This window comes from Sphingopyxis sp. BE235 (assembly GCF_031457175.1).
Classification (GTDB): domain Bacteria; phylum Pseudomonadota; class Alphaproteobacteria; order Sphingomonadales; family Sphingomonadaceae; genus Sphingopyxis.
The window spans coordinates 971716-994117 of record NZ_JAVDWC010000001.1 but is presented as its reverse complement, the minus strand read 5'-3'; the positions used below and the strand labels follow the sequence as shown (position 1 = coordinate 994117).

At 65.0% G+C, this 22402-nt stretch carries 14 protein-coding genes and 1 tRNA gene; 1 reads left to right on the top strand and 14 read right to left on the bottom strand.

Annotation, left to right across the window (positions count from 1 at the left end; translation table 11 throughout):
* Window position 1: 1 nt before the first annotated feature.
* The 6 genes from gspF to J2X38_RS04645 form a co-directional block, all read right to left on the bottom strand.
* Window positions 2–1216, bottom strand: coding sequence for a type II secretion system inner membrane protein GspF (gene gspF / locus J2X38_RS04670; protein ID WP_310251777.1), 1215 nt, complete (start codon window positions 1214–1216; stop codon window positions 2–4).
* Window positions 1209–2702, bottom strand: coding sequence for a type II secretion system ATPase GspE (gene gspE / locus J2X38_RS04665; protein WP_310251775.1), 1494 nt, complete (start codon window positions 2700–2702; stop codon window positions 1209–1211). Before gspE ends, gspF begins: the two co-directional genes overlap by 8 nt.
* Window positions 2699–4912, bottom strand: coding sequence for a type II secretion system secretin GspD (gspD, locus tag J2X38_RS04660; RefSeq protein ID WP_310251773.1), 2214 nt, complete (start codon window positions 4910–4912; stop codon window positions 2699–2701). Before gspD ends, gspE begins: the two co-directional genes overlap by 4 nt.
* 5 nt (window positions 4913–4917) lie before the next feature.
* Entirely contained in the window at window positions 4918–5799 is an 882-nt protein-coding gene (locus J2X38_RS04655; RefSeq protein WP_310251772.1) for a type II secretion system protein N, read from the bottom strand.
* Window positions 5800–6072: 273 nt separating this feature from the next.
* The gene (locus J2X38_RS04650) at window positions 6073–8781 is read right to left on the bottom strand and encodes a TonB-dependent receptor domain-containing protein (RefSeq protein ID WP_310251770.1); all 2709 of its coding nucleotides are present in this window, start codon (window positions 8779–8781) and stop codon (window positions 6073–6075) included.
* 82 nt (window positions 8782–8863) lie between these two features.
* Complete coding sequence (locus J2X38_RS04645) at window positions 8864–10432, bottom strand: hypothetical protein (protein ID WP_310251767.1); 1569 nt, start codon at window positions 10430–10432, stop codon at window positions 8864–8866.
* A gap of 319 nt (window positions 10433–10751) precedes the next feature.
* Between J2X38_RS04645 and J2X38_RS04640 the strand changes: the two genes are divergently transcribed.
* Window positions 10752–10838 (top strand) — tRNA-Leu (locus J2X38_RS04640).
* Between the two features lie 272 nt (window positions 10839–11110).
* Here the strand turns inward: J2X38_RS04640 and J2X38_RS04635 are convergent.
* The 8 genes from J2X38_RS04635 to J2X38_RS04600 form a co-directional block, all read right to left on the bottom strand.
* A complete protein-coding gene (locus J2X38_RS04635) occupies window positions 11111–12070 on the bottom strand; it encodes an ABC transporter ATP-binding protein (protein ID WP_310251765.1) in 960 nt (319 codons plus the stop codon).
* Entirely contained in the window at window positions 12067–13101 is a 1035-nt protein-coding gene (locus J2X38_RS04630) for an iron ABC transporter permease (protein WP_310251763.1), read from the bottom strand. Before J2X38_RS04630 ends, J2X38_RS04635 begins: the two co-directional genes overlap by 4 nt.
* Window positions 13098–14333, bottom strand: coding sequence for an ABC transporter substrate-binding protein (locus J2X38_RS04625; RefSeq protein ID WP_310251761.1), 1236 nt, complete (start codon window positions 14331–14333; stop codon window positions 13098–13100). The genes J2X38_RS04630 and J2X38_RS04625 overlap by 4 nt, the downstream gene beginning before the upstream one ends.
* Window positions 14330–16420 (bottom strand): TonB-dependent siderophore receptor, encoded by a 2091-nt coding sequence (locus J2X38_RS04620; protein ID WP_310251760.1) that lies wholly within the window; start codon window positions 16418–16420, stop codon window positions 14330–14332. The genes J2X38_RS04625 and J2X38_RS04620 overlap by 4 nt, the downstream gene beginning before the upstream one ends.
* A 394-nt stretch (window positions 16421–16814) precedes the next feature.
* Entirely contained in the window at window positions 16815–17834 is a 1020-nt protein-coding gene (locus J2X38_RS04615) for a sugar kinase (protein WP_310251758.1), read from the bottom strand.
* Window positions 17831–18628, bottom strand: coding sequence for a 2-keto-4-pentenoate hydratase (locus tag J2X38_RS04610; RefSeq protein ID WP_310251756.1), 798 nt, complete (start codon window positions 18626–18628; stop codon window positions 17831–17833). Before J2X38_RS04610 ends, J2X38_RS04615 begins: the two co-directional genes overlap by 4 nt.
* Entirely contained in the window at window positions 18628–19374 is a 747-nt protein-coding gene (locus tag J2X38_RS04605; RefSeq protein ID WP_058536788.1) for a FadR/GntR family transcriptional regulator, read from the bottom strand. Before J2X38_RS04605 ends, J2X38_RS04610 begins: the two co-directional genes overlap by 1 nt.
* Window positions 19375–19456: 82 nt before the next feature.
* A complete protein-coding gene (locus tag J2X38_RS04600; RefSeq protein ID WP_231732740.1) occupies window positions 19457–22321 on the bottom strand; it encodes a TonB-dependent receptor in 2865 nt (954 codons plus the stop codon).
* Between the last annotated feature and the right edge of the window lie 81 nt (window positions 22322–22402).

The following is a 22402-nucleotide window of genomic DNA, read 5'->3' as shown; positions in this document are numbered from 1 at the left end:
TTCATAGTCCGGCTAGGTTCTGCAACTGAAGGATCGGAAGCAGAATGGCGAGGATGATCAGGGCCACGCACGACCCCATAACGACAATTATGACAGGTTCGAGAAGCGCCATCGACGCGGCCGTGAAGCGGTCGAATTCGCGTTCGAGATAATCGGCAGCGCGTTCGAGCATCTGTTCGAGCCGCCCCGCGCTTTCGCCGCTGGCGGTCATGTAGACGAGCAAGGGCGGGAAGACGCCGGCATCGCGGAGCGCCGCCGACAGGCTGCCACCCGCGCGCACCTGATCGACGATCGTCGCGGTCGCGCCGGCGAGCGCGGCATTGCGGATCGTCGGCAGCGTGAGCCGCAAGCCTTCGACGAGCGGCAGGCGGCTCGACACCATCGTCGACAGCGTGCGCGCGAAACGCGCGGCGTAGAGATCGCGGAGCAGGCGGCCGAAGAGCGGCAGGCGGAGCAGCCGCGCATCGACGCGCGCCTTGAACGCAGGACGGCGCATCGCACTCACCCAGGCAAAGCCCGCGCCGGCGAGCAGCAACGCGATCAACCACCACCAGTTGGCGGCAAAGCTGGAGATCGCGATCACCGCGCGGGTCAGGAAAGGAAGCTGCTGGCCGACGTCGGTGAATTGTTCGACGACGCGCGGGACAACGAAGATCATCAGCGCCGCGACGACGCCGATCGCGACAACCGCGAGCACGATCGGATAGGCGAGCGCGGCTATCAGCTTGCCGCGCACCTCGGCCTGCCGTTCGAGCAGGTCGGCGAGGCGCGCGAGGATCGTCGTCAGACTGCCCGTCGTTTCGCCCGCCGCGACCATCGCACGGTACAGCGGCGGAAAGCTTCGCGGCTGACGCCCCATGGCGTCGGCGAGACGGCGGCCCTCGAGCAGGCCCGCGTGGACGTCGCCGATGACATTGCGCGCGCTTTCGGCCTCGCTCTGGCGCGTCAAGGTACGCAGCGCCTCTTCGAGCGGCGCGACCTCGGCAAGCGTTGCGAGCTGGCGCGTGAAGAGCGCGAGTTCCTTGGCTGAAAGTTTATTCTTGCGGAAAGCGAGCAACGAACGGCCCGCGGGCTTCGCGCCCGCCGCCTCGACCGCGACGATATGGAATTTGCGGCGAACCAGATCCGCGCGCGCAGCATCGTCGTTCGCGGCGGTCAGCCGTCCCTTGCGCTCGCGGCCCTGCGGATCGATCGCCACATAGCGATAATCAGGCATCGACATCCTCGCGCCGCGCGATGCGGATCGCTTCCTCGGCGGTGGTCAGCCCCTTCGCCACCATCGTCCGCGCCGCCGACGCCAGCGTCGGCGATTTCAGGAAGGCATGACGCGTGATCATCGCCTCGTCGCCGCCATTGTAAATGTAGCGGCGGACGGTCTCGTCGACCTTGATCGCCTCGAACACGCCGATGCGGCCCTTGTAGCCGCTATGGCCGCACTGGTCGCAGCCCTTCGGGCGCCAGATGACGGTGCCGATGTCGAGCCCGAGCATCGCGGCAACGCTGTTGTCGGCCTGCACGGGTTCGCGGCAATGATCGCAAAGCTTGCGGACGAGCCGCTGCGCGATGACGGCGCGCAAAGTCGAGGCGAGCAGGAAGGGCTCAACCTTCAGATCCTTGAGGCGTGTGATCGCGCCAACCGCATCGTTTGTGTGGACGGTCGAGAGCACGAGATGGCCGGTCAGCGACGCCTGCACCGCGATGTCGGCGGTTTCGCGGTCGCGGATTTCGCCGACCATCACGACGTCGGGGTCCTGGCGCAGAATCGCGCGCAGGCCCGCGGCGAAATCGAGCCCGACCTTGCTGTTGACCTGCGTCTGGCCGACGCCGTCGACGGCATATTCGACCGGGTCCTCGACGGTCAGGATATTGCGCTGGCCGTCGTTCAATTGCTTGAGCGCCGCATAGAGCGTCGTCGTCTTGCCCGAACCGGTCGGGCCGGTGACGAGGATGATGCCATTGGGTTCGGCGAGCGCCTCGCGCAAAATCTGGTCGGCGGCGCCGGTCAGGCCGAGGATGTCGAAGTCGATCCCCGCCGCATCCTTGTCGAGGATACGCATCACGACGCGCTCGCCGGCGCGGCTCGGCAGCGTCGAAACGCGCACGTCGACCGCTTTCCCCGCGAGCGTCAGTCCGATGCGGCCGTCCTGCGGCACGCGGCGTTCGGCGATGTCGAGGCGCGCCATCACCTTGATACGGCTGACGACGACGGGGGCGACATGCGGCGGCATGCGCAGATGCTCGCGCAGCACGCCGTCGGTGCGCATCCGCACGACGAGCCCGCTTTCATAAGGCTCGATATGGATATCGCTGACGCCCTGCCGCACCGCTTCGGCGATGATCGCGTTGATCAGGCGGATCGCGGGGGCATCGTCGGCGCTGTCGAGCAGATCCTCCGCGCTCGGCAGGCTGAAATCGATGTCGCTGCCGTCGAGCGACCCCGCCATCGCGGCGGCCGAGCTGTCGACGGCATAATGGTCGGAGAGCAGCCGGTCGAAATCGGCGACGCTCGCGGTCGCGACACGCAGCGGCTGCGCGAGATAACGCTTCACCTCGATCAGCACCGCGGGGTCGGCGCCTTCGCGCAGCGTCGCGAGCCACGCGCCCCCCTCGCCCTGCGCGATGACGACTCCGTGCGTGCGGGCAAAGCCGTAGGGTATATCAACCGGCGCCGGGGGAGGCGCCGCCGGTTCGATGTCGGTCACGGATAGTCTCCGGTTGGCGGTGCGGGCGCCTGCGAAATCGAGGGCGGGACGTCGGTCGCTGTCACGCTGCCGTCGGGTCCGCGGAGTTCGGGCAGGTTGACCGGGCCGACCGTGATGTCGGCGGCGGTCGGCGGGGTCGGCGCCGGCGGCACCGCACCCAGATAGTCGCGCACCAGCGTATCGATCGCCGGTTCCTCGCCCGGATTGCGCTGGAGCTGGAAGTCGCGGATATAGCCGTAACGGCGCGCGGTGAGCGCGGCATTATCCTCGCGATTGCGCAGGATCGTCGGGCGGATGAAGACCATCAAATTGGTTTTCGAGCGCGTGCGGCTGCGCGATTTGAACAATTCGCCGAGCAGCGGAATGTCGCTGAGCAGCGGGATGCGCTCGATCGTCTTGCGCTCGTCGTCGTTGAGCAGTCCGCCGATCGCGAGGATCTCGCCATCGTCGACGGTCAGCACGGTTTCGAACGAGCGCTTGTTGAGGATGAGGTCGCTGTTGCGCGACGAGACCGGGCCGGCAACGCTCGACACTTCCTGGCGCAGGAACATCTTCACTTCGCCGGCGCCATTGACCTGCGGCGTCACTTCCAGCTTGATCCCGACCTCTTCGCGCTGGACGGTGCGGAACGCGTTTTCGAAATTGTCGCCCAGCTGTTCGCCGGTGGTGATCGGAACATCCTGCCCGACGAGGAATTTCGCCGCCTGATTGTCGAGCGTCACGATATGCGGGGTCGCGAGCAGGTTCGACGTCGTGTCCGACTTCACCGCGTTGATGATCGCGCCAAAGATCGTGTTCTTGCCGATGTCGCCCGCGAACCCGGCGAAACCGCCGGTCGCCGCGAGCAGCGACGCCGCGGCGGCTTCCTGCAGGCTGTTGCCGAGCGAGCTGGTGGTCTGGGTGACGACGGTTTCGCCGTCGACCGTCGTCTTGTCCTGCGTCAGCTTGGTCGCGGCATAGGCGCCGCCGAGCGTCAGGATGTTCGGCTGCGCATTGCTGTAGCTGGTCGCGACGAACGGGATATTCTTGCCGCCGAGCAGGAACTGGACGCCGAGGCGTTTCGCCGCATCGTCGCCGATCTCGACGACGATCGCCTCGACCAGCACCTGTTGCCGTCGGCTGTCGAGCTGGCGGATCAGTTCGCCGAGCATGCGCTGCACTTCGCTATTGGCGGCGACGATGATCGCGTTCGCGCCTTCGTAACGCGTGATGATCGCGGGGCCGCGGGTCGAGATGCTGCCCGTTCCGCCGCCACCGACCGCCGTCGGAGCCGCCGGGGCGGCGGCGGCCACGGGCGCGCCGTTGCCATTCGATGAAGACATTGACGACGAGGAAGCGGGCGGCAGACCGGCCTTTTGCACCGGGTCGCTGCCGCCGCCGATCAGTTGTTGCAGCGTCGGCAGCAAGGTTTCAGCATTGGCATGTTCGAGCCAATAAACGCGGAGTTCGGTGCCGCCCGCCGCCTTCGCGTCGAGGTCGTGCGCCATCGATACGAAGCGCGCGACGAGCGCCTGATCGCCCCTCAGGGCAATCGCGTTGCTGCTGTCGATGGGCACGATCGCGACGGGCTTTTGCGCGCCCTCGCCCGCCGCCGGGACGAGCGCCTGCAGCGCGGCGGCTATTTCGCGCGCGCCGGCGTTTTTCAGCGTCACGATCTGGCTGGTCGAGCTGTCGCGGTCGATGCTCGAGGCGAGCGCGCGGATGCGGCGAATATTGTCGGCAAAATCGGCGACGACGAGACTGTTGGCGTTGCGGTTCGCGGTCAGCGAGCCCTGCGCGCTGACCAGCGGACGCAATGTTTCGACCGCCGAGACCGCATCGATATAGCGCAAGCGGATGATTTCGGTGACGAACTGGTTCTGCGCCGCGCCGCGGCTGCCGATCCGGCCGGGCTGCGCCGCGGCGCCGTCGATCGGCTGAACGCGGTAGCTGCCGTTCGGTCCGGGGACCGCGACGAGGCCGTTCGAGCGCAAGGTCGCGAGGAATATCTCGAAATATTCGCTGCGCGACAGCGGCCGGTCGGTGACGACCGACACCTTGCCGTTGACGCGGCCGTCGATGACGAAGGTCCGGCCCGTGACCCGCGCCGCATCCTGGATAAAGGCGCGGATATCGGCGTCGCGGACGTTCAGCGTATATTGGGCGAATGCGGGGCCGGGCGTGGCGGAAATCAGCGCGGCGGCGAGCATCAGGGACAGTTTGAGACGCATAAAACCTATTGCTTCGAAAGGAAAATGGCGACGGGAACGACGCTGGCGCCGCGCTCGACTTCGAGCGCGATGCGCGCACCCGGGGTAAGTTGGTTGGCGAGCGCGGCGGCGTCGCTCGCTGAGCCGATCGGCCGGCCGCCGACCGATCGAATAACGTCGCCCGGGCGCAGGCCCGCGGCACGGAACGCCGCGCCATCGCCCTGCGGCTGGACGACGATACCGGTCACGCGGCCCTCTTCGGTGCGCGGGGCAAAACCGACGCCGGCCTTGATCGCCGCGGGGGTCATTTCGCCGCTCGCCGACGCGCCGCCGGGAGCAGCCCCGATCTCGGGTGTCGGCGTGGGCAGCGGCGTCGCGGGATTTGCCGCCGGCGCTTCGCCGCTCTGGTCGAGGAACAGGCTTTCGCGCGCGCCGCCGCGGTCGAGAAGGACATGGTCGAAGGCGATGCCGGCCAGCTTCAACCCCGGCGCGATCTCGTCGCCGACTGCATAGCTGGCCTGGATGCCATCCTCACCCGCGATGATCGCCGAGCCACCGCCGGTCGCTTCGTTGAGATTGATGCCGAAGAGCGTCAGGCCCGCCGAGGTGACGGTGGCCGAGGCCGGACCCTGCGCATTGCCGCGGAAAAAGGGATCGAGGCTGGAGAAGAGCGCGCGCCTCTCCGCGGGCGATGCGATCACCGCGGCCTGCGGCTGCCACGCGCCGAGCGGCGACAGCGGCGTGAGCAATGTCCAGAGCAGGCGGACGCATTGCCAGACCAGCAGCGCGCCGAGCAGACCGGCCAGCAGCATCGGCCAGATCTCGCGCGGCGAGCGCCTCCCGCCGCGGAGCCATGCAGGCAGCGCGCGCGGCAGCCGAACGGCCGATCCGGACATCAGCGTTGCCATGAAATGTCTCTGTCCCCCCAGACTGAAAAAACCTGTCTCGCGAATCGCCTAGGGGCGAACGGTGACAATCAGTTGACCGGGAGATTACAGTTTTTTGACATTCGGGCGAGTCCGCTGAGACGGCTCGAAGGTATCTTGCCTTTGCCGCGGGGGCAGGAAATGAGCGCCCCGGAGGGGCTGACGGAAGGGTCGGGATCGACCAGCAACCCTTCCATCTGATACCGCTTCGCGGGCGGCCCCTCCCCGTCGCTATGCGACAGGGAGGATTTGACCTTAGAACTTGAGCGACGCGCTGAGCGAGAAGGTACGGCCCAGCTTGTAACGGTTGAGGAAGATGCGGTTGTCGCCCGCTTGTTGCACTTCTTCATAGTTACGCCCGGTCAGGTTACGTGCCTCGAACTTCAGTTCGATTTCCTTGTCCAGCAGCGAGATGCCCTGACGGGCGACGAAGTCGAGCGAGATGCCCGGCTTTTCGCGAATATCGGGCTGACCCGACGGACCGCGGCTGGTGACGCGCGGGCTGGCATAGGTCAGGAGCAGCGTCTGCTGCGACAGATTGTCCTGATCTTCGAGCCCGATCTGAACATTGACCAGGTGGTCCGACTGGCCGGTGAGCGGCGAGCCGTCGAAGAAGAAGTTGCTGGCATCCTGCACGACGCCGTTGATCACCGTGGTGTCGCCGGCGCCGACCTGAATTTCCGACTTGGTGTAGGTGTAGTTGCCAATCAGCACCAAGCGGCGGCTTGCCCAGAAGGCCGAGTCCGACAATTTGTCGAGCGCGAAATATTTCTGAACCTCGACCTCGCCGCCGTAAAGCAACGCTTTGGGCGCATTGGCGAAGCTGGTGTTGGCGATCGAATCGGTGCTGAGCGAGGTGTAAGCCTCGATCGGGTTCTCGATCTTCTTGAAGAAACCTGCCGCGGTGAAACGTTGGTCCTTGGCGAAATACCATTCGTAACGCAGCTCGCTGTTCCACAGCTCGCTATCGGCCAGCGACGGGTTGCCACGGAACTGGCGGTTCGATTCAGGATCCTGATAGATTTGCGCGATGAGTTCGCGGAACTGGGGGCGGGCGATCGTGTTCGCGGCGTTGAGGCGCAGCTGCATATCGGGAGCGACTTCCCAGGTCAGCGTCACGGCCGGCAGCCAATAGTCGTTCTTGATATTGGTTGCGGCAATCGCACTTCCGCCCGTGCCGAACAGGTCGATCGGCACGACGGTCTGCTTGCCATCCTCATAGCGCACACCGACGTTGACGTTCATGCCCGACACGATCTCGGCCTGAAGCTGGGCATATCCGGCGTGGGTGGTGAGCCCGGCGTCGAACGCCGCGGTGCCGTCCTGCGCCGAGGTTTCGACCAGCGTGATGTCATAAAGCTGGATCGACGCATCGGAGAGCAGATAGTCGGGACGTAACTGCGTCACCGGCACCGGCAGGCCCGAGGCGCGGAACTGGAAGGCGCGGCGCACGGCGGTACGGCTCGTGTCGGTATAGGCGTAACCCACGGTCGCGGTAATCTGCGGGGCAAGCTCGTACGACAGGTCGACGCCGCCCGACCACAGGTCTTCGTTCAGGTCAGAGAAGGCGATCGTCGCGTCGCCGCGGTTGCCGCCAAGATCGTTGACGAACTTGTTACCCGTGGGGTCCTGCGCGGTCGGCAGGTTGGTACGCACATAGGTGAAGCCGCGCTCATAGGGTGCCTCGCGCTGCGAATTGGCATAGGCGCCGCGCAGATCGACCTTCAGCTGATCGAAGTGGAATTCGCCGACGAACTGGGTGTTGATCAGCTGGCGCTCGTACCAGGCGGTGTCCTGCTTCATAATGTCGCGGCCGACCTGGTTCGCGTCGGTGCCCAGGCCGAGGCGCGCCTGTTTCAACGTGTCGCGGATAAATAGGTTGGTCCAGCGCAGCTTGTGCTCGCCGATTTCCAGCCCGAATCCGAGCAGTGCGTTCACGACGATGCGGTTGTCGGTGATCACGCGGTTGTAGCTCGTCTGCGGATCGCCCGACAGATCCTGGTTGAGCGACGTCTGCTGCAACGTGTCGCGCGTGCGCCACTTGTTGCTGATCCCTGCGGTGGCGATGATGCCGAGTTCGCCGTTCGCGAGGGGGATCGTCGTGCCGCCGGTGATGCCCGCGGACCAGTTGACCGGGATATGATCATTCTGTTGCAGCAACGTCGTGTCGCTGTTGACCAGCTCCATCTGGATAAATTCCAGATCTTCCTGGGAGAAATCGGCGCCTTCGAGGATCGGCTTGCCGCTCGCGAAGGCGGCTTTCAGGAGCGACGGGACATCGCGGCTGCCGTCGTCGAAGCCGGTGCCGTCGGTGTCGCTGCCATAATAGGTATAGCCGAGCTGGTTCGTCGTCTCGCTGTCCCAGCCGATGCCGCCACTGAAGGTGATGAAGGGTTCGCGCGGGATCGCCTTGGTCGTGAGGTTGATCACACCGCCGCCGAACTCCCCGGGGAAGTTCGCCGAATAGCTTTTCTGGACGAGCGTCGAATCGATGACGTTCGAGGGGAAGATGTCGAGCGGAACGACGCGCTTCAGCGGCTCGGGGCTCGGCAGCGGCGAGCCGTTGAGCAGCGCGAGCGAGTAACGGTCGCCGAGACCGCGCACATAGACGAAGCCGCCGCCGACGACCGACAGGCCGGTGACGCGCTGCAGCGAGCCCGAGATGTCGCCTTCGCCGGTACGCGCAATGTCGGCCGATGAGAGGACCGAGACAACTTCGGGGGTCGCGCGAACGATATTGGGGGTAAAGCGGCCGGTGACGACGATTTCCTGATCGGCGCCGCCGGGGATCGAAACATCGCCTTGCTCATCATCCTGAGCCGCCGCATCGTCGGTCGCCGGCGCTTCGGTCGTGACCGGAGGCGCGTCGGGCGCGGGCGCACCCGTGTCCTGCGCCAAAACGGCAGGCGCGACGAGAGCGGAGCTGAGGAGAAGCAGGCTGGCAAAGATCGGCCGCTTGGTCATGATGGAAAGTCCCCAAGTATATGCAGGAAGGGAGCGGGCCAGCCCGTCAGGCGTGCCCGCTCCCCAATTGGATCGCGAGCGATCAGGTCGTCGGAATGGCGCTGCAGGCGCGGCTCGTCGTGCCGAAGTTCGCGGTCGACGAGTTGCAGGTCCAGCCCTGATACCAGGTGTCGTTGGCGTCGCGGACGGCGCCGACATAAGCGGTGGTGTCGAAGAAGGCGTTCAGCGTCTTCGCGTCGAAGGGCGTGAAGCCGGTTTCGGTCGCACCGTTGATGAACAGGCTGGTCAGCGACGGCACATAGTTCGAACGGTTGTTCGTGCCGGCTTCGAAGATCGTCTGCACCTGCGCGTCGGTGACACCGCTCGTGCCGCGGAACGGCGTGGCGTTGCACTGCAACGAGACCGAGAAGAACTTCGGCGGGCCGGCTTCATCGAGCGCGGGGTTCACCGGGTTGATCGTCGTCGCGCTGTTGAGGCCAAGGCAGCGGAAGCCCGGCGCCACGATCAGACCGTTGGCGAAGGTGTAGTCCGCGCCGCCGCGCACCAGGATCGACACGCCGTTACCCGCGGCATTGTTGCGGTGGATATAGGTGAAGTTCGAGATCGCGACATTCTGACGCGGAACCGCGTCTTCGTTGCCGTTCGAGTCGATTTCCATCATCGAGTCGCCGACCGCGCCGCCCTCACGCTGCACGCCGATGACGTACTGGATGTTGCCCTTGTAGCCGACGTCGGTGTCGAGGCCGTCGTCTTCGGCGCCGGTGATCACCAGATGCCTCATGTTCACGCGGCCACCGAAGACCTCGATGCCGTCGTCCGAGCTGTTGTGGATCTGGACATGGTCGATCTGGGTGCCCGAGCCGGTGCCCGACGGGGTCAGGCCCTGAAGTTCGCTTGCCGCCGACAGGATGAAGCCCGAATAGCGAATCTGGACATAGGACAGGCGGCCCGAGTTATCGGCCGGCTGCGCGCCGCCATAGAGCGCGTTCGACGTGCCTTCGGTGTCGCGTTCGCAAGCCGCGGTGCCCGGCGTCGCGCCCGGTGCAAGGCAGTCGGTGATCGGCGCGCGGCCGAGCAGGACGACACCGCCCCACAGCTGCGAGGTCTGGTCGCCGGCCGAGCCGACGACGTTGCCGCGGCCGGTGAAGATGATCGGCTGCGTCGGCGTGCCGACCGCGTCGATGCGGTTGCCGCGGTTGACGGCAAGGAAGGAAACGCCCGTTGCACCAAAGATGGTGACGCCCGGATCGACCGTCAGCGTGACGACATTATTGGTGCTCGTCGCACCCTGATCGGTGCCGACGTCGACGCGACCGGGAAGCGAATAGATGACGCCCGGAGCCTTCGGAATCGCGGTCGTCGCGGTGAAGCGCGTCGGGAAGCCGCAGTTGCGCCATTCGCCGCCGGGACCCGAAATCGTGCCGAGGTTCGTAAGCTGGTCGGGGCCGGCGATGGCCGGGCAGTTCGCGGCGGGGGTCACGGTCCCCGGGGTCGGGGTCGGTGTGGGGGTCGGCGTCGGCGTGGGCGTCGGGGTCGGAATGACGATCACACCTTCACCCGGCGACGCGACGCCGTCGGCACCGCACGCCGCAAGGATGGAACAGGCCACGCCGCTGAGCATGACCAAACGAATGCGTGCGAAAGCCGCCATGAAAATCTCCGTTCCCGGTGTGCGCCCCCCGATTGGTCGAACGGCGCCCCTGATGAAAAATCACCGGCGAACGAGAAGAGATGTGCTGACTCGCCCCCGGTGACGCCGCCACTAGGGTGATTCGATGACGGTCTGACGCCAGAGCCGTGACACTTGAGTGACTCTTTTGAGTCGGTTCGATGACAAGAACGGCGGCACTAGGAGCCGCTTGTTCGCACCTGCGAAAATAAATGCGGCGAAGCTCGCTTGCATCACCCGGAAAGCTTTGCTAGGCGCCCGCTCCTACCTGGTGCCGGACCCGTCCGGACCATCATGATGTGCGGTCGTGGCGGAACTGGTAGACGCGCAACGTTGAGGTCGTTGTGGCCGAAAGGCCGTGGAAGTTCGAGTCTTCTCGACCGCACCATCATTTTTGATTTATTATTTAGGTTCAAATACTTAGGTGATTCCTGAAAGGTTCTGGACCACCTTTTACCCCCCTTCGTAACAGGCTGCGGCGAGGAATGGCCCGCCGGCCTCACACTTCTGCTAACCATGGCCTTGAAGTGAAACGACTTTCTAGTCGGCATTCGTGAGCACAGCGGCCCTTAAGTTTGCAATGGCCGATAGCGGACAGGCGGCTCTCGGCCCGCCATCGCAGGATGCAGACATCCCCAGCATCAAGGACGCCGCCTGGCATTACAAGCTATGAAGCCGTCCAAGCATCGCGGCGATGCTGTCGGCGCGCTCCGGTCCGATCCTCCATCCCGTAGCGTCCACCGACACGCGGATCGAAGCGGCCGGGTCGATCGCGAATCCCGCGCGCTCGAGCGCTCGGCGCGTCCATGCGGCGCGAACGCCCTTCCCCTCCAATGCTATGCGCCGACTCGCCGGACGCCGCAGTTCGAAATGGCCCGCCTCCTCGTCGAAGCGAACGCCGTCGGCCGCGAAGATCCGGGCGAAATCGCCCGAGAGGATCAGGTCCTCCGGCGCGCCATCGAGAAGCCTCGTGCCGTCGTAGAGCCACAGGCGGTTCGCACAGCGCAAGGCGAGCTCGAGTTCGTGCGTCGAGATGACGATCGCATAGCCCCTTTGCCCCGCGAGCTCGCCGAGCAGCGCGAAGAAGGCGACGCGCCGCGGCACGTCGAGAAAGGAGGTGACCTCGTCGAGGAGCAGCAGGCGTGGCTGCTGGGCGAGCGCCCGTGCGACCATGACGCGTTGCCTTTCGCCGTCGGAAAGGCTCGCCACCGGGCGATCACGAAACGCCGCGGCGCCCACGAGCGCCAGTGCTTCGTCGACGATCGCAATATCTGCGGGCGCGAGCTTTCCTTGCCAGCCCGTGTGCGGATATCGCCCCGCGGCGGCGAGCTCGAATCCTGTAAGATAACCCGTCTGCGGCCGTTCGGTGAGAACCACGCCCAGCCTTTGCGCCTTCGCGCGCGCCGACAGGGATGCGAGAGGTTCGCCTTCGAGCGCGATCGATCCGGCTAGCGGCGGCAGGAGGCCCGCAAGCGTACGCAGCAGTGTCGTCTTGCCCGTCCCGTTCGGACCGACGAGCGCAACGACGTCACCGGGATGAAGAGCGAGCGAGAGATGCTCGGCGACGAGGCGGCCCGAATAACCGATCGCAAGATCATCGGTTGAAAGGATCCCACTCATGCCGCGGCTCCGAACCGGGCATGCCGGCGCAGCAGCACCCAGAGAACGATCGGGCCGCCGATCAGCCCGTTCACCGCATTGAGGTGAAGGAGGTGGCGCGCCCACGGGAGATGGGTGATGAGGTCGGTCGCAAGCGCAAGCGCGCCTCCCGCTAGCGCCGCTGCCGGGAGCAGGATACGGTGATCCTCGGTCTGGAGCAGGCCGCGCGCTGCATGACCCGCGATCAGTCCCAGAAAGTTGATTGCGCCGCAGAAGGCAGTGACGGTGCCGACAAGAAGCGCGACCACGCCGAAGCAGGCGTAGCGCAATGCCTTTAGTGGCACGCCGAGGCTCTGCGCATAGGTGTCGCCCAGCATCAGAATGTTGAGCGGTTTTGCGAGTGCCATCAGAAGGAGCAGGCCGAGCGCGCAGGCTGGAAGCAGGATGATGTGCTGCGCCCAGGTCACCCCTGCGAAGCTCGCATCGTCCCATCCCTTGAAGGCCGACGCCTGCGTCTCGTCGATGAGATGGAGCGAGAGACTGATAAGCCCCGCCGCGATATAGCCGAGCATGAGGCCTGAGAGCAGCAGGGTGACATTGTCGACCCGCCGCGCGAGCAGCGTCAGCAATCCCATGACGACAATCGTCCCGCCCGAAGCCGCGACCGCGAGCCCTACGTCGCCGACGAGTCCGAAACTTTCGGCGAAGGCGGGTCCTGCCAGTCCCGTCGCGACGACGAGCAGCGCGACCCCGAAGCGGGCGCCGTGCGCAATGCCGAGCACGAAAGGGTCGGCGAGCGGGTTGCGGAACAAGGTCTGAAGCATCAGGCCGCACGCGCCGAGGCTGGCGCCGCCGACGAGCGCGGCAAGCGCACGCGGAAGCCGATATTCGCGGACGATATGGCCCCAGCCCTCCTGCGCGATCGTACCGCCGGTCAGGCTCGCTGCGATCGCCTCGAGGGGAATATCGACGACGCCGAGCGCCAGCTCGGCGAGGAAGAACGCCGCGATGACCCCACCGATGACGAAGGTGAAGGATATGGGCTTGATCATGCCGGACCTCCCGGGATCTTGCGGATGAAGCGCGGACGCGCGGGCGGCTGGAGCAGTTCGGGATGGAGAATGGCGATCAGCTCGGCGAGCGCATCCTGCGGTTCGGTCATGCCCTGGTCCGACCAGCTGTTCGCGAACGGCCCGACCTTGCCGGCGTCGAACCAGTAGACCCGGCCATCTCTTACCGCACGTAGCCATGCGAGCCGCGGCTGGTCGCGGCGCAGCGTCGCCATGTCGGCCGCCCCCGGCATGAAATTGCCGAGCCAGACGTCCGCGCTCGCGGCCCGGTCGAAAAGCGTCTCCATCGGTGCGTAAGTGAGGCTCCCCGCTATTGAATTGTCATGCCAGGCGTGGCGCCCGCCGGCATCCTCGATCATGCGGTAGAGCTGGTTGCGTCCGCCGGCCTGGCTCCACTCGTCACGGCTCTCGGGATAGCCGAGTTGGACGAGCGGCCGCGCGTCGACATTGGCCGCGAGCGCGCGCAGCTTGGCGTAGCGTGCCGCGCGCGCGTCGAAGAGCTGGTTGGCGCGCGCCTCCAGATTGAAGAAGAGCGCGACATATTTGATCCACTCGGCGCGCCCGAGCGGGGTCGGTTCGGTATGGTCCGACTGCGGCGCCGAGACGACGCCGAGACGTTTCAGGAGGGGATGAATATTGGCGTCGGGATAGGCGGAGTAGAAAGTGAAGAAGAGTTCGGCGCCGAGCGCGGCCGCCTGCTCGCCATTGCCGTGCTGCGCGGCATGGATGGGAATCGTCTCGCCCCGCTCGATCTGTCCGGCAATCGCCGGGATCGAGACGTTGCGCGTCGGCACGCCCTTTAGCCGATCGTCGATACCGAGGAGATGTGCGGCACCAAGCAGCGACACATTGGCGGTCGCGAAGTCGCGCACGGGAACTTCGACGAGCGTGTCGCGCGGACCAAGTTTCGGCGGCGGCGTGCCGCACTGGACAAGGACGAGGCGCAGCACCTCGCGCGTGTCGACCGAAGGCGTGAAGGTCACGCGCTTCCAGTTCCGGTGATATTCGACCTTGAGCTGCGCCGAATGGCGGAAGGCCGCCTTGTCGGGAAAATAGTCGGTGTCCTCGCGATAGTCGGCGACGCAGCCCGCGGTGAGGTTGGCGGCGGGGCGCGCGCCTATCGTGACCGTGCTGCGCGCGGGCGGCTCGCGCATCGGGATCGGCGCGCAGGCCGCGAACGCGGCGAGCGACCCGAAGGCGAACAGCAGCCTCACCGGCTTCCCCCGAAGCGGTAAGAAAGGCTCGCCGTGACCGTGCGCGGCGCGCCCGGGTAGAGCGGGATGAAGGCGCCGCCGCTGTCGTAATAGAATTTGTCGAAGAGGTTGAGTATATTGAGCTGCGCGCGGAGCGGCCCGACGCCGGCGTCGAACGCGTAAGCGAGATTGGCATCGACGCGCGTGTAGGCCGGCAGCAGGATGGAATTGTCGGTATTGCCCGCGCGGCTCCCGATATGCTGAACCCCGAAGCCGGCACTCGCGCCCTTGAGCGATCCGGCGAAATCATATGTCGTCCAGAGGCTTGCCGAGTGTCGCGGCGCATTGACGAGGCGCGCGCCCGGCGCCGCAAAGCTGTCCTCGAGGATTTTCGCATCGAGATAGGTGTAGTTGGCGATGAGCCGCCACTGCGGCGTCAGCGCGGCCGGGACCTCGACCTCTATCCCGCGCGAACGCGACTTGCCGATCTGGATCACGAGATCGAAGTCGACCGGGTCCGATACCGCGGCATTGCGCCGAGTGATGTCGAAAAGCGCGAGCGTCGGTGTCAATCTGCCGCCGAAAAGCTCGGCCTTGGCGCCGACCTCCCAGCTTTCGCCGATGAGCGGCTTGGGCAGCGAACCATCGCGAAGGCGGCCGACGTCGACCTGCGCGCGGAACGAGCGCGCCCAGCTTCCGTAGAGCGAAAGCGCCGACACCGGGGTCCAGGTGAGACCGGCACGCGGCGAAAAGGCCCCGCGCTTCGTTGCCTCTTCCCCTGTGCTGGCCAGATAATCGCGATTCCGGAGCTCGTTCCAGTCATAGCGACCGCCGACGAGGAGGCGCCAGTTGCCGAGTTCCATCTCGTCCTGCGCATAGACGGCGGTGGAGTCGCTGTTCCATGCGCCATCGGAGACAAGGACCGTCGGGTCGGCGCGCTGCCCATAGACCGGATTGTCGAAGTCGATCGGGATATTCACGCCGAAGGGCGGGTTACGGACGTCGAACCGCCAATGATCATAGCCATATTCCACACCGACAAGCGCCTTGTGCTCGACCGCGCCGGTCGTGAAGCGCGCATAGAGCTCGGCCTGTGCGGTCAGATCGGTCTGGCGATCATATGCCTGGCTGGTGCGGCGATTGACCTTGGGACCGGCAGGATCGGCGCGGCTGACCGGCGGAAAGCCGAAAGCATAATAATAGCTGTCCTTGGTGAAGTCCGAATAGCCGAAGGCAACGCGCCCCGAGAGATCATCCGAGAAACGATGATCGACGAACAGGCTCGCGACGCCGCCCCTGTTCGTGTAGCCTGCGTCGGCCTCGCCGAACTGGCGTTTGCGCGGAGCCTCGAGGAACAGCGGGTCGTTGGCGAAACCTCGGTCGAAATAGCCACGCTTGCGGGCATATTCGCCTTCGAGCGTCACGCTCGTCGCGTCCGAAGGCTTCCACTGCACAACGGGTGCGATGAAGATGTCGCGCGAAAAAGTGAAATCGCGAAAGCCATCGCGATCGTCGTGCGAAACATTGACGCGGAGGCCGACAGTCCCGGAAATCGGCACCGAGAAATCGCCCGTCAGCCGCAGTTGATCGAACGAGCCGTAGAGCGCGCTCACCTCGGCAAAGGGTTCATCGAGCGGCTTCTTCGTCACGAAATTGACGACACCGCCGGGTTCGAAGCGGCCATAAAGCGCCGAGGCGGATCCCTTCAGCACCTCGACCTGCTCGACATTCTGCAACTGCTCGTCGGGCGCATAGGCCGAACGGCGAAGGCCGTTCTTCAGATTATAGGGGGTGATGAAGCCGCGAATATAGAAACGGTCGTTGGTCGCGCCGAAACCGACCTGCGGGCTGAAGCCCGGCACATAGCGCAGCGCCTCGCCGATCGTCGTAATGCCGCGGTCGCGAATGAGTTCGCGCGTCACGACCTGCACCGAATAGGGTGTTTCCTTGATCGGTGTGTCCGACTTGTTGGTCTGCGGTGCGACCGTGGCCCGATACCCCTGCTCGCGCGTTCCGAGAACGACGATCTCGTCGACTGCCTCAACCTGCGCAACGGCCGTCGTCGGAGCCGCAACCGCGGCACCGCCAGCAAGAATAGTCCGAAACATTAAACCCCCTAGGAACTGCCTTGAGCACCGGACACATGGTCTGCCCGACAACCCGAATCATGATATATAATATCGTATCATAGAATTGGCAAAGCCTGTCCAGCCCTGAAGCTGCCGGTGACAAATTTATCCTATTACTGATGGCTGAGGGTAGCGCTCGCCAGAAACTGGCATTCCCGGTCTGGCAGTCCAGCCGCTTGGAGGCCCCACGCGGCCGCACCATCATAAACAGTTTATGGCTTGTTTTCAGCATATTGGCTGAAACCATAAACTTAGCGGGCGTTGTTGCTCCCTTTATCTCGAAACTTTGATGGCGATGACGAAAGCGGACTGCCGCCGTTTGCCGAGCGATAAATGGACATTGGCCATTCAGCCGGATTTCACCCGGCGGGCTCTAGCGCGCAATGTCCTGCGCTACATCGGAAACGCGGTCGAGCATTGCGCGCGAAAATGGCGCAAAATCGCCGTGGATGCCATGTTTGAGCACCGATAGTCCGAGGCCGCGCTTCGCTGCATCGGCCAGCGCCCTCCCCTGCCACAATCCGTCGAGAACGCCGGCCGCGAACGCATCGCCGGTTCCGACCCGGTCGATTACCGGCGCGACGACGGTGGGATCGCTTACGCCCCCTTCGTCGCGTGTATCGATACGCGCCGTGATCCGGTGCATATCCGGGCCGACGATCTCGCGCGCAGTCGATGCAACATATTCGAGCGACGGAAAATGATCGAGCAGTGCAAGCGCCGCCTCGCGCCGCCGGTCTTCGGCTTCACCCGAAAATTCGCGGCCGAGGAGCAATGCCGCGTCGCGATGATTGCCGAACAGCAGCGTCGCCTGCGCAACGATCGGCTTCAATACCGCCGCAGGATCGGACTGCCAGCGATCCCAAAGGCGTCCGCGCCAATTGCCGTCGAACGACACGCCGATCCCGGCCGCGCGCGCACGCGTAACGGCTTCGAGCACGGCTTCCGCGCTGTTCGGCCCGAGCGCGGGCGTAACCCCCGACACGTGCAGCCAGCCGACGCCGTCGAACGAATGATCCCAGTTCCAGTCGCCCGCTCTGGTCTCGGCAAAGGCCGAGCCGGCGCGGTCATAGACGACCTCTGCCGGCCGCATCGGACCGCCGGGGAGGTAATAATAGAGACCCATGCGGCCAGCGGGGCGGAGCACGGGCGCAACATCGACGCCGTGGCGGCGCAGTTCCCCAAGTACGCCGTCGCCGATCGAACCTTCGGGGACGGCGCTGATCATCGCGGTGTCATGGCCAAGCGCGGCGAGCGCGACGGCGACGTTCGCCTCGGCGCCGCCGACATGCGCGTCGAACCGCGCCGATTGCAGCGGCAATTCGCCGTGCGGAACGGAGACGCGCATGACGATTTCGCCGAAGCAGGCGATGGGTCCTTGGGGGGCGATCATGGTTTGAATCCGGTTTCCGCAATGGCGGTACAGGCAATATGGACGGTCGAGCCGAAACGGGCCGTCGCCGCCCCGCCAATGCCGATCGGATGAACCCCGGTGATCGCACCGGCCGAAACCCATTGGCCGGGCTTCAATGCGATGACGCCGCGCCGATGGAGGTCGACCAGGAAATTGAGCGATCCCCACGGACCGTCGAGCACGTCGATCGCGCGCCCGGTTCCGACCGTCACGCCGTCGATTTGCGTCTCGACCGCCAGCGTCGCGAAATCGTCGATGTCGAGCCTCGGCCCCAGCAACAGGCCATTGTTGATTCCGATATCGGCGATGATGCCATAGGGGGCATGGTCGTGGACGTCGGGTGCGGGCGAGCTTGCGACTTCGAACCCGGCGCGGATCTCATCGACCCATGTGGCACCATCGTCGCCGCCGGTCAGCCGGTCGGGCACCGCGCGAAGGTGCAGCATCACCTCGGCCTCGATCGCACCGGCGCCGCCGGCGAAAATCGCCGCCGCGCCCGGAACGTCCCCGTCGAGTTCGGCGATCCGCAGCACTGGCCCGGCGACACGCTCGGCGCCCAAGGTCTCGATCAATGCCACCGGAATGCGCCCGACCTTCCAGCCGAGCACCGGCGCGCCCAGCGCGGCGATCAGGCGCTGTTGCACCGCATAGGCTTCGGCGAGCGTGGCCGGCACCGGCGCAGGAAAGGCGGGCAGCGCCCGTCCCGACAGGCGTGCGCCGAGCAGCGCCGCAACCGGATCCGGCGCGGCCGGTGAAGGCGAATGGTCCGGCATCAGGCCAGTTTTGCGCTCAGCAGGTAGCGTTCGCGGCTTTCGGCGGATTGGCGGCGCAGCTCGACGATCGCGCGTTCCTCGGTCTCGTCGAGCATCGATTCGATCAGGCGGTTGAAGTGACGCCGCATCGCGAGCCGGGCGCCGGTCGCATCGCGATTGCGCAGCGCCGCGACGACATCGGCATGCTCGGCCTGGCGCGCGCTGCCATCCTTGCGGCACACCAGGGAATGGCTGCTGCGCACCTCGGGCAATTCCATCCGCATGCGCCACAGGCTCTCGATCACATGGATGATCGCCTTATTGCTCGACGCTGCGGCGATCGTCATGTGAAACTCGCGGTCGATCGCACTGATCTCTTCTTCGCTCTTGCTGTCGTCGGCCATCGCGTCGAGCAATTCGTCGAGTTTCGCTAGCGTTTCGGCCGATATCGTCGGCGCCGCAAGCGCCGCGGCTTCGGCCTCGAACAGCGAGCGCGCCTCGGTCAGCTCGAAGGCGCTGACCTTGGGCAGGATCGCGTTGTCGCCGGGCAGGATCGCCTCGACATAAGCGCCCGCACCGGTGCGAATGTGAATCCACCCCGTCGCCTGCAGCGCGATCTCGGCCTCGCGGATCGTCACCCTGCTCACCTCGAAGCGCTCGGAAAGCTCGCGCTCGCCGGGCAGCCGCGTCCCCGGCGGAAAGGTTCCGTCGAGAATCAGGCGCCGAATCGTGTCGGCGACATCTTCGAAAAGGCGGCGTTCGGCCATGGTCAATCTTCTCCCCGCACAAGCGTCAGGAAGTCCATACAATCCGGTAGGACAAGTTTGAAGCCCATGACCGAACTTAGTTTCAAATTCGCGCCCGGATGCCGACGAAATATTTCGCGCCATAATAGTGATACTGGCGGCTGCTGCCATAGACCGGCATGTAGGTCGCCTTCGGCTCGTTGAAGAGGTTGAGCGCCTCGAAGCGCAGCGACACGCCGGGCATCAGATTCATCGACGCGCGGAAGTCGACCGTCTCGCTCGGCCCGACGTAGCGGAGCTGGCTGTTGCCACCCACGAAGTCCTGGAAATAGCTCGAGCGATAATTGTAGATCGCCTGCAGCGATACCGGGCCGATGTCGTAATAGGCCTGCGCCGACAGCACATGCTTCGAATAGCCCGACAGGCCGGCCGGCGGGATGATCCCTTCGCTGACGTCTTCGGTTTCCGGATCATATTGGTCACCAAGGCGAATATCATGCGTTTCGAAATTGGAATCGGCATAATTATAGCTGACCTTCGCGCCGAGGCCGTCGAGCGGCTTGGGCAGGAAGCTGAAGCGCGTCGCCGCGGTCAGTTCGAGGCCATAGATGCGCGACTTGTCTGGGCTGTTGCGGGTCTGCGCCACCGGGATCGACACCGTCTCGCCGTTGATCGTGAAATCCTCGTTGAACACCACCGGCTGGAAGCCGCCATTGAACTGCTTGTAATAGACGGTTGCCGAGAGGAGGCTGTCCTTGTTCGGATACCATTCGACCGACAAATCGCCGTTCCACGACATCAGCGGCTTCAGGCGCGGGCTGCCGTTGGCGCGGATATTGTCGATCGCATCCTCGATCGACGTGAACTCCTCACCGCCCTCGAGCGTGATCGTGCGGCCGGCGCCGAGCGCGCTCGGGTTGGGACGCGACATGGCGCGATAGCCCGCGAGACGAACGAGCGTGTCGGGCGCGACCTCGAAGATCGCGTTGACGCTCGGCAGGACGCGCGTGTTGCTGCTCTTGATCGTCTCGGTCACGAAGTTGCCGGTCTCGTCGAGCCCGAAGGAACCATCGCCGCTGGGATCGGGGACGAGGATGAGGTCGCTGCGCAGCCCCTTCGAGGTGACGCGGGTGTTGACGACGCGCACACCGATGTTGCCGCGTACCGGCATGCTGCCGAGGTCGCCTTCATAATCGGCCATCACATAGCCCGCGAGCGTGCTTTCCTTGACGTCGCGGCTCGCGACCGACCGCATCTCGTCGGGCAAGCCGGGGTCCTCGGTGCCCAGATATTCGCGGAACAGGCAGTCGACGTCGAAGGTCGCCCAGCTGTTGATGCTGTTGCCCTTCGCCGCCGAGAGGAAGTCGGTCTGCGGGAAGGCCTGGCGGCAGATATTGTTGATCCGTTTGTCGGTCGCGGTCGGAGTAACCAGGCTGGGATCTTCGTTGCGCAGGTCGTAGTCGCGATAGGTGAGCTGTGACCAGCGGCCGCCGGCCGAGATCGTCTTCAGGAAGCCGTCGAGTTCATAGGTCGCGTCGAAACGGCCGGCGAAAATCTCGTTGTGGCGCTTGGCCTCGTCGCGGCGGAAGCGGGCGTCCTCCCAGAAGAGGTCGTGATTGTTGAGGTCGAAGCGCGGGTCGATCGTGATCGTCGGGACGAAGCTGCCCGGCGCAATCTCATATTTATAGGGGATGCGCCGGTTGTTGAACACGGTGCGCACGCCATTGACGTCGGTCGCCGCTGTGCGCAGGCGGACGTTGCGTTCGACTTCCTTGCGGATCGTGCGCGAATAGCTGCCGTCGAGCTTGATCGTCAGCCGGTCGCTCGCTTCCCAGTCGACCGACAGGCCGCCGCCCAGATATTCCTCCGACCGCGACAGTTCGGAGCCGTTCGATTCGATGGCGGACAAGCCGTTCAGGCTCTGGATGATACCATTTTCGTCATAGACGACGTTGGTCAGGCCGACGCGACCTTCGGACAGGTTGAGGTCGCGGCGGCTCTCAACAAAGGTCCGGTCCGAATATTGGACGTCGAGATTGATGTCGAGCGTGTCGGTCGGGCGGAACTGGATCGCGCCGAACACCGCGTCGCGCTTGTCGCTCTCGCTGATCTGGCGGAAGGTATAGGCGTTGGGAACGAGGTAGAAGGGCAGGTTCTGCCGATATTCGCCGCGCTCATATTCGTTGCAATTGTTGTTCGCGACGACCGGCGAGGCCTGGCACGCGGTCCAGGTGGTCGACGCGGCGTAGGTTTCCTCGGGGTTGTTCGTATCGTTGCGCTGGACGCCGATCGCGATGCCGATCGTGTCGTTCGCGAACTGGTCGACATAGCTCAGCGTCCCGCGCCAGCCGATCCCGCCCGATCCTCCCGTGATGCGGTCGCCATAGGGGTTGAACTGCGCCTTTACCTCGCCCTGCAGGCGGCGCTTGCCGAAATCGAGCGGGCGCAGCGTACCGATCTCGATCGTGCCCGCGACCCCGCCTTCGACAAGGCTTGCCTGCTGCGTCTTATAGATCTTGATATTGTTGACGAGCTCGGAGGGGAACTGGTTGAAGTTCACCGAGCGGTCGCCGCTGCCGTTCGATGCGTCGCGGCCGTTGAAGGTCGCGTTCGACAGAAAGGGGCCAAGGCCGCGCAGCGCGATTTCGGACGCGTCGCCCTTTTCGCGGTGCGTGGTTGCACCGGTAATCGTCTGGATCGCCTGCCCCACTGAAATGGCGGGGATATCGCCGATATCGTCTGACGACAGCGCGTCAACGATCGCCGTCTCTTCGCGTTTGGTGTTGATCGAATTCTGGATCGTCTCGCGGATACCGGTGACGACGATTGCGTCTTCTTCGGGCTCGGCCTGCGGTGCGGGCGCGTCCTGCGCCATCGTTGGTGTCGCGGCCATCAGCAGCGTCGAGCCGGCGCCGGCCAGCAACGCGGCGCGCAGCATCCGCGCACGGATCTGATTACGAGAATTCACGTCGTCTCTCCCAAATATCGATTCTGTTCTGCCCGACGCTGTCGAACATGTCAGCCATTTTGTCAACCAGTGTGTATGGCA